Annotated in this window: 7 protein-coding genes and 2 tRNA genes; 5 read left to right on the top strand and 4 right to left on the bottom strand. The window is 62.4% G+C overall.

Going from position 1 to position 6,953, the window contains the following annotated elements; translation table 11 throughout:
• Nucleotides 1-194: 194 nt before the first annotated feature.
• Nucleotides 195-848, bottom strand: a complete 654-nt coding sequence (gene chpT / locus XH87_RS14460; RefSeq protein ID WP_035715801.1) for a histidine phosphotransferase ChpT — start codon at nucleotides 846-848, stop codon at nucleotides 195-197.
• Between the two features lie 200 nt (nucleotides 849-1,048).
• Here chpT and XH87_RS14455 point away from each other — a divergent pair, with 200 nt between their 5' ends.
• Nucleotides 1,049-1,879, top strand: a complete 831-nt coding sequence (locus tag XH87_RS14455; RefSeq protein WP_271587801.1) for a 3'(2'),5'-bisphosphate nucleotidase CysQ family protein — start codon at nucleotides 1,049-1,051, stop codon at nucleotides 1,877-1,879.
• Here XH87_RS14455 and XH87_RS14450 read toward each other — a convergent pair.
• Nucleotides 1,873-2,358, bottom strand: coding sequence for a YHS domain-containing (seleno)protein (locus XH87_RS14450; protein WP_271587800.1), 486 nt, complete (start codon nucleotides 2,356-2,358; stop codon nucleotides 1,873-1,875). The genes XH87_RS14455 and XH87_RS14450 overlap by 7 nt on opposite strands.
• A 138-nt stretch (nucleotides 2,359-2,496) precedes the next feature.
• On the opposite strand from XH87_RS14450, the gene XH87_RS14445 reads away from it, so the two are divergent.
• The 4 genes from XH87_RS14445 (at nucleotide 2,497) to XH87_RS14430 (ending at nucleotide 5,061) form a co-directional block, all read left to right on the top strand.
• Nucleotides 2,497-3,102 (top strand): DUF1134 domain-containing protein, encoded by a 606-nt coding sequence (locus XH87_RS14445; RefSeq protein ID WP_271587799.1) that lies wholly within the window; start codon nucleotides 2,497-2,499, stop codon nucleotides 3,100-3,102.
• A 119-nt stretch (nucleotides 3,103-3,221) separates the two neighbouring features.
• The gene (locus XH87_RS14440) at nucleotides 3,222-4,520 is read left to right on the top strand and encodes a hypothetical protein (protein ID WP_271587798.1); all 1,299 of its coding nucleotides are present in this window, start codon (nucleotides 3,222-3,224) and stop codon (nucleotides 4,518-4,520) included.
• Between the two features lie 158 nt (nucleotides 4,521-4,678).
• Nucleotides 4,679-4,753 (top strand) — tRNA-Val (locus tag XH87_RS14435).
• A 236-nt stretch (nucleotides 4,754-4,989) separates the two neighbouring features.
• A tRNA-Val gene (locus tag XH87_RS14430) sits at nucleotides 4,990-5,061 on the top strand.
• Nucleotides 5,062-5,225: 164 nt separating this feature from the next.
• On the opposite strand, the gene XH87_RS14425 is transcribed toward XH87_RS14430, so the two are convergent.
• Nucleotides 5,226-5,894 carry a hypothetical protein gene (locus XH87_RS14425; RefSeq protein ID WP_271587797.1) on the bottom strand — a complete coding sequence of 223 codons (669 nt, stop codon included), beginning with the start codon at nucleotides 5,892-5,894 and terminating at the stop codon, nucleotides 5,226-5,228.
• 479 nt (nucleotides 5,895-6,373) lie between these two features.
• Nucleotides 6,374-6,919 (bottom strand): DUF5625 family protein, encoded by a 546-nt coding sequence (locus XH87_RS14420; protein ID WP_271587796.1) that lies wholly within the window; start codon nucleotides 6,917-6,919, stop codon nucleotides 6,374-6,376.
• Nucleotides 6,920-6,953 lie beyond the last annotated feature (34 nt).

Here is a 6,953-nt window from a genome sequence, read left to right as displayed (position 1 = left end):
AAACAGGCCTTCATACAGGAAGGGCGCGCACGAGGCGTGATGCGCCATTTCGGAATGGGGCCAGCTTCACCGCAAAGCGTTTAATATTGGTTGAGTATGTGCAAAAGAACGGAACCAACAAATAGATAAGGCGCTCCGGACAAGCCGAAGCGCCTCGTAAAGATTCGATTAAGAAGCCGAGCGCGACGCGACGTTTACGAAGCGGTAACGATGATGGCTTCGCCGTCCGGTTTGAGCGTCACCGTGAGCCCGCAGGCCTGCGCGAGCAGCCGCGTATAGTAAGGCTGGATCGCGTGCGCGTCCGCGGCAGGGCCGCGCTCGCCGCTCAGGAGCTCGGAGATGTTCTGCGGCAGGCGCGCATTGTGTCCGGTCGCGGTGATGCGAAAGCTCATCGTCTCGCCCTCGCCGATCGGGTCGATCGTCAGCATGCCGCCGCGCGGGATGGTATGCTGGGCGACGACCAGCATGTTGAGCAGCAGCTTGACGCGATTCTTCGGCAGCAGCAGGCGCGGCAGATTCCAGGTGATCGAGCACTTGCCGTCCTCGATGTGGCCGCGCGCCATGGTCTGGGCATCGCCGAGATCGATCTGCGCGCCGGAGGAGCCGGCGGCGCCGAAGGCAAGGCGGCAGAACTGGAGCCGGGCCGAGGCGGTCTTGGCGCTCTTGCGAATCAGGTCGAGCGCGAACTCGCGGTCCTCGGGCTTGGGATCGTCGTCGAGCACTTCGAGCCCGTTGACGATGGCGCCGACGGGACTGATGAGATCGTGGCAGACCCGCGAGCACAGGAGCGCTGCGAGTTCGAGCATATCGGGAGCGGTAACGGGCGCGGGCGACGAGGCGTCAGACATATAAAGGGGTCCTGGAGGGTTCCTGGAATTGCACGGCGCTGGACGCCGCGAATCACGCATGCTTGACGGATGCTGCGGGTTCTAACATTCGCAAGCCCGCGGCAGCTAGCTTGCGATCGGTTCGAAGCGGCCATAAAGCCCAGGCGAATCGATCGGGCCGAATCAGTTGGGCGAGGAACGGAGTTGCCGATGAATGAGGCATGCAGGTGATGCGGATCATCGACGGGGCGGCCGCATTCGGCCTGATGGAGCCCCTGACCGCCCTGGTGGTGCAGGCGGGCGAGGCGATCCTTGCCGTCAACCGCGCCGCCATGCGGATCGAAGGCAAGCGGGACGGCTCGCCGGTGACCGAGGCCGACCTTGCCGCCGACCGCATCATCGCAGACGGCCTCGCACAGCTCGCGGGTGATGTTCCGACGCTCTCGGAAGAGCGAACCCAGCTCGCCGCCCCGCCGTTTCAGGGCAGCTTCTTCCTGATCGATCCGCTCGACGGCACCAAGGAATTCGTCGCCGGTCGCGACGAGTTCACCGTCAACCTCGCCCTGGTGACATCGGGCGTGCCGCTGCTCGGCATCGTCAGCGCGCCCTCGCTCGGCCTGCTCTGGCGCGGCATCGTCGGCCGCGGCGCCGAGCGGGTGGAGTTCAACGGCGCAACCATCGGGGCGACCGAGCCGGTCCACACCCGCAAGCTGCCGCCGCGCGGAGAGCCCTGGATCGCGGCGGTGAGCCGCTCGCATGGCGATCCCAAAAGCGAGGCTTTCATTGACAACAGGCCCAATGCCGTCCGAAAAGCGGTCGGCTCGGCCGTGAAATTCGGCCGGATCGCGGAAGGCAGCGCCGACATCTATCCCCGGTTCGGGCCGACCTCGGAATGGGATGTCGGGGCCGGCGCTGCGGTCGTGACCGCGGCCGGCGGCAAGGTGACCGACGGCAAGGGCGGCGAGCTCCGATTCGGCCAGCGCAGCGACACCGGCTTCATCATCCCGGAATTCATCGCCTGGGGCGATCCGCAGGCGGCAGGGTGCTACTGACTGAGCTGTTCCTGAAGCGACGGCCAGCGCTTGCCCACCTCATAGAGGAAGCGCTCGGGATTGGCGACGAAAGCGTCGCGATTGGATTCCCGGCTGAAAAGATAGAGCCGCTGGGCCACGATCGCGAAGAAACGGGGATTGCCGGCAATGGTGACGCCGCGGGCGATGTCGGCTGGATCATAGCCGCCGAATTGCGGTCCGTAGATCTCGGGATGGGCCAGGAAAGAGGCGCGGTTGCCCTCGTTCCGGAAACGCCAGACAGCCCCCCAGAGATTCGCCTCGAACTCCATCGTCCCCTGCATGGCCGTGCCAGCGACGAAATAAGCGACGGGGTCGAAGCCCTCGATGGCAACGCCGGTGAAACGGTTGACGACGATCCGCTCGGTGGTGGCGGCCCATGCCGGCAACGCCGAGCAGGTGATCCAAATGCCCGCCAGCAGGCAGACGCGGCGGCCGATCAAGGCAATTCCGGGGCGCAAAGGGCTATCTTCCTGCCGTTGTGCCGTCATAGTTGCTGCAGATAACATCCGAGTCGAGGGGACATTCGGCGCAACCTACAGCCGTGCCTGTTGGCGTCAGGTTAAGGAAGCGACCGGATTCGGTACCAGGGGTTCTTTATGACTTTCGCATCACGCCTTGCTGCGCTCGCGCTTGCCGCGATGATCGGCTGGATCGTGCCGGCCTCCGCCCAGACGCCGCCATCGCCCGACCTGCCACCGCCGCAGCGGACCGCGACGCCCAACACCTATGGGCCCGACGAGCTCGTCACGGCCGGCCACCGCTTCTTCGGCAACGTCTCGCGCGGGCTCGCCTCGATCATCGAGAAGGCGGTCAGCCAATGGGGCCTGCCGAACGGCTATATCCTGGGTGAGGAAGGCTCCGGTGCCTTCGTCGCCGGCCTGCGCTACGGTGAAGGCACGCTCTACACCAAGAATGCCGGCGACCTCAGGGTCTACTGGCAGGGCCCCTCGCTCGGCTTCGACTGGGGCGGCGACGGCGCGCGCACCATGACACTGGTCTACAACCTGCCCGCCACCAACGCGATCTACCAGCGCTTCGGCGGCATCGACGGCTCGGCCTATATCATCGGCGGCTTCGGCATGACGGCGCTCACCGCCAACAACATCGTGCTGGTGCCGATCCGATCCGGCATCGGCCTGCGGCTGGGCGCCAATATCGGCTATCTCAAATACACCCCGCGCGCGACCTGGAACCCGTTCTAGGCTTCGTCACCCGTACCCCCTGCGGATCAAGGTTAACGACAGGCCGGGGCTGGCTTTTTGCCGGCCCGCCATGGCATGGTCGTTGGTGAATTTTTCCTTAAGCTTGGGAGTTCTGGCCCATGGTCGAACCGATCATGTACCTGGCGATCGGTTTCCTGCTCTCGATGCTGTGCGGGCTCGCCATCGTGCCGCTGGTGCATAACCGCGCGGTGCGGCTGACCACGCGCCGGCTCGAGGCCGCCACCCCATTGTCGATGGCCGAGATCCAGGCCGACAAGGACCAGCTCCGCGCCGAATTCGCCATGTCGGCACGGCGGCTCGAGATGAGCGTCGAGCAGCTCAAGAACAAGACCACGAGCCAGCTCGCCGAGCTCGGCAAGAAGAGCGACGCCATCAACCGCATGAAGATCGAGCTTGGCGAGAAGAATGCCGCGATCTACGCGCTCGAGGCGCGCGAGAAGGCGGTGAAGGAGCAGCTCCGCGCCACCGAAGAGGAATTCAGCGCCAGGACCGAAGCCTTGCGCGCCGCGGAAAATGCACTGACCGACAAGCAGAACGAGCTCGCCAAGATCAACTCCGAGCTGTCCGACCGCTCGATGATGGCGGAGAGCCGCCAGGTCGAGCTCATCGCGGTGCGCGCGCAGATCGAGGCATTGAAGGGCCGCGTCGGCGATGCCGAGAAGGAATTTGCCGCCACGCAAGCACGCCTGGCGCAGGAGCGGACCGAATCCGAGACCGCCTCGCGCGAGCTCGGCGAGGCGCGCGGACGCGTCGAGAATCTGAGCCAGCGCGTCACCGAGCTCGATCGCCAGCTCATCGCGCAGGTCAAGGAGGCCGAGATGCTGTCCGGCCGCGTCGCCGACCTCGAGGGACGCCTCGCCACGCAGGGCAAGCTGCTCGCCGAGCGCGACTATGAGAACAACCAGCTGCGCCAGGCCAACGAGAGCAACGAGCGCACCATCAAGGAGCTGCGCGTCGAGATCGCGGCCCTGAGCGGCGGCAAATCGTCGGCTGCCATGGAGCAGCTGCGCGCCGAAAAGGCCGCGCTGGAGGAGCAGCTGCGCACCGCACGCGACGAGCGCGCCAAGCTTCAGCGCGACCTCAACGCGATCCAGCAGCAGGCGGAGAGCTCCTGGGCCACCGAGCGCATGGAGAACGCGCTGCTGCGCGAGCGCATCAACGACATCGCGGCGGAAGTCGCCAAGCTCGCGATGCAGCTCGAAGGCCCGAACTCGCCGATCGAGGCGCTGCTCGCGGCCGAGGCCGGCCAGCCGACCAAGCCGGCACCGCGTCCGGCCAACGATGCCGCGACGGGCGGCGCTCCGGCACCCCGCCTGCCCGAAGGCGGCGGAACGCTCGCCGAACGCATCCGTGCGCTCCAGGCCCACGCCTCCCGCGCCCGCCAGCAGGGCGCGTAACCGGCCGAAACCAGGTCTCCCAGGCGAATCGCTGAATTGACGCGAGGTTTTCCGGCCCCCGAGCGCCTGAAAACTTGACACCTTCGGCCGGCACTTCTAAATCGCGGGCTCCGATGTGCCGGCCGGCCGCAAGTTGCGGCCGCCCGCATGATGGTCCCGGGCGCATAGCTCAGCGGGAGAGCGTTCCCTTCACACGGGAGAGGTCCAAGGTTCGATCCCTTGTGCGCCCACCATTCAGCCTCCTGGACCTGACCAGTTGCCTGGCGGCGTCCGGCGCCGTCCGAACCAAAAATATTGAAAACAACCCCATGCACAGTAGCCGACATCTGTCGAATCAATGGGTTACGAATTTCCCGAATCGACTTGCTTCGTCGGGCAAAACAGGGGCATGATCGCATCATCCGGGAAGCAGCCCTTCGCCGCCTGGCGAGCACCGCACCTGAGGATTCACCTCGTATCGTCGGCTTAAGGGCGCGTGGCTCAGCGGGAGAGCGTTCGCTTCACACGCGAGAGATCCAAGGTTCGATCCCATGTGCGCCCACTATTCAGCCTAGATTTCGAGATGCGCCGAAAGCCCCCCTGCCGAGGCGTGCGAATGAAGTCAGACACCAGTCCGACATAGTCTCGAACGCGCCCTTGTAAGTTAAGGGCATCGTGATGAAAGCCGCATGGCAATCGTGCGGCGGACAGAGGCCGACGGCGTACTCAATCTCCTTCTGCTTGAGGCTTGCCCGAAAAGAAATTGGCCAATTCCTCGGGTGGTACCTGCGGACAAGCACCGTTGAGCCCGCGAAGGACGTCACCTGGGATCGGATCGACGGGATTAGGAAGCCAAACAACAAAGTACAGGCGTCCTGGGCGATATTTTTTCGGATCGTACGCGGTTGTGGAGCTTAGTGGGCCGTTCAAGTGCCCAATGAACCAAGCTTTTCCAGGTAGAGATGTAAGTCCAATTTGCGGTACCGCTGCTGCATAATTGAAGCTGATGCCGCCCCCGCGGGACGCTGTCTCAAATTTTTCACGCCGATCGCCAAATTGGCCCTCGTTGATGTTAGTGAACTCTCCGCCCCACGCGCGGAGAACAGCGTGCATAGCTGCGATCTTGACGTAGGGAGATGAGCTATTTCGAGATACTTGCACGAACTGCGCCAACAGCGCGTCTTCTATTTCTTGCCTTTCGAAGATCGATTTCCATCTCAGCGATCGAGCGGCAGAAAGCATCCCCCGATATTCAGCGTTAGTTACTGATCCGAACGAACACTCATCTTGCTCATGATGCAATGGTATGACTGAAAAGAAGATGATGGTGATCAGTCCGGCAATTGGAAGCGCGAGCAGAATCGAAAGGACGACATTCTTGCGTGACCAGTTCATTATTCAACCTTCGCGGGAGGCTGTTAATTCATTCCTAAATCCGGAATATAGTGCGCGCATCAGTTGGCTTACCCGGTAACTCAATCGCCGATTTTTTGGCCGCACGATCATGCTGTGCGGACAGACATAACGAGAACGCTGGTGGACCTCTCCTCATCTAGGGAGCGCTCATTCCTTGAGTAATTTCCGAAATCACGGTGTGCAAAACGTGTGCAGTCGTCGCCCGATCATCAAAATAGCCTAGGCTGTTTTGAATACGGCCTCCACCTTCACACGGGAGAGGTCCAAGGTTCGATCCCTTGTGCGCCCACCATTCAGCCTAGATTTCGAGAGCCGCTAAAGGCTCCTTTGCCGAGGCCCTGCAAACGTCCGCTTTCTTGCGACCGAAGAACCAGAGTGGTCGCAACGTCATGACTGCGAAGCCAGCACAGCGACAGAGCCTTACCCAAGCAACGCACCGACCGTCATAGCGCCTAGGTTCACTTTGCATCGCCACTGCCGAGGCGTATTCGTATTGCGATGCCGTCGAACGCCGGCTGCGGCTGCAAATTGTAAACCTCAACGCGGTAGGTCCCTTCATTGAGATGTAGCCGCCCGATGTCTCTAATTTTGTCAGTCGTCATGTGACCCGTTGTGCACAGCGAATGAAAGGTCTGCTCGGCTACTGGGATTCCTCCTGGTTCTGTACGCACAATGACTTTCAACGGAATTGGAAGGCCCAAGCCTGAACGATCAGGTAGTGGAACATCCTCATACTCAGTGCCACCGGTACAGTAACCGCCAACGTGCCTTTGACCCACCAGTTTGTCTTTGAGACGGGCTTCCGTTGATGGAAAGACAAATCTGAGGGTGAACAGATATGACTTGGCTACGGGAGCGCTGAATTCCTTGTTCAGGACCAAGCCGCTATCACGAATGGAAATTTCAGTGTCCGGGATCGGGGGCCAAAACGTGCAGAGGCCCGTGATCCACATTGCAAGGCCGATGACAGGCTTGTGGCAAATGCTATAGGTGATCGGTCCCAACCCGGGCCTCTTAACAACACGCTGTAACTACTCA

The sequence above is a fragment of the Bradyrhizobium sp. CCBAU 53415 genome, assembly GCF_028128735.1.
Lineage (GTDB): Bacteria > Pseudomonadota > Alphaproteobacteria > Rhizobiales > Xanthobacteraceae > Bradyrhizobium.
The sequence above is the reverse complement of the archived record's forward strand: the minus strand, read 5'-3'. Positions and strand labels throughout refer to the sequence as shown.

Bases quoted from the DNA above. Each gene is read 5' to 3' on its own strand.
- chpT (WP_035715801.1), bottom strand. From the start codon at position 848: ATGTCTGACGCCTCGTCGCCCGCGCCCGTTACCGCTCCCGATATGCTC.
- XH87_RS14455 (WP_271587801.1), top strand. From the start codon at position 1,049: ATGCAGGTGATGCGGATCATCGACGGGGCGGCCGCATTCGGCCTGATG.
- XH87_RS14445 (WP_271587799.1), top strand. From the start codon at position 2,497: ATGACTTTCGCATCACGCCTTGCTGCGCTCGCGCTTGCCGCGATGATC.
- XH87_RS14440 (WP_271587798.1), top strand. From the start codon at position 3,222: ATGGTCGAACCGATCATGTACCTGGCGATCGGTTTCCTGCTCTCGATG.
- XH87_RS14425 (WP_271587797.1), bottom strand. From the start codon at position 5,894: ATGAACTGGTCACGCAAGAATGTCGTCCTTTCGATTCTGCTCGCGCTT.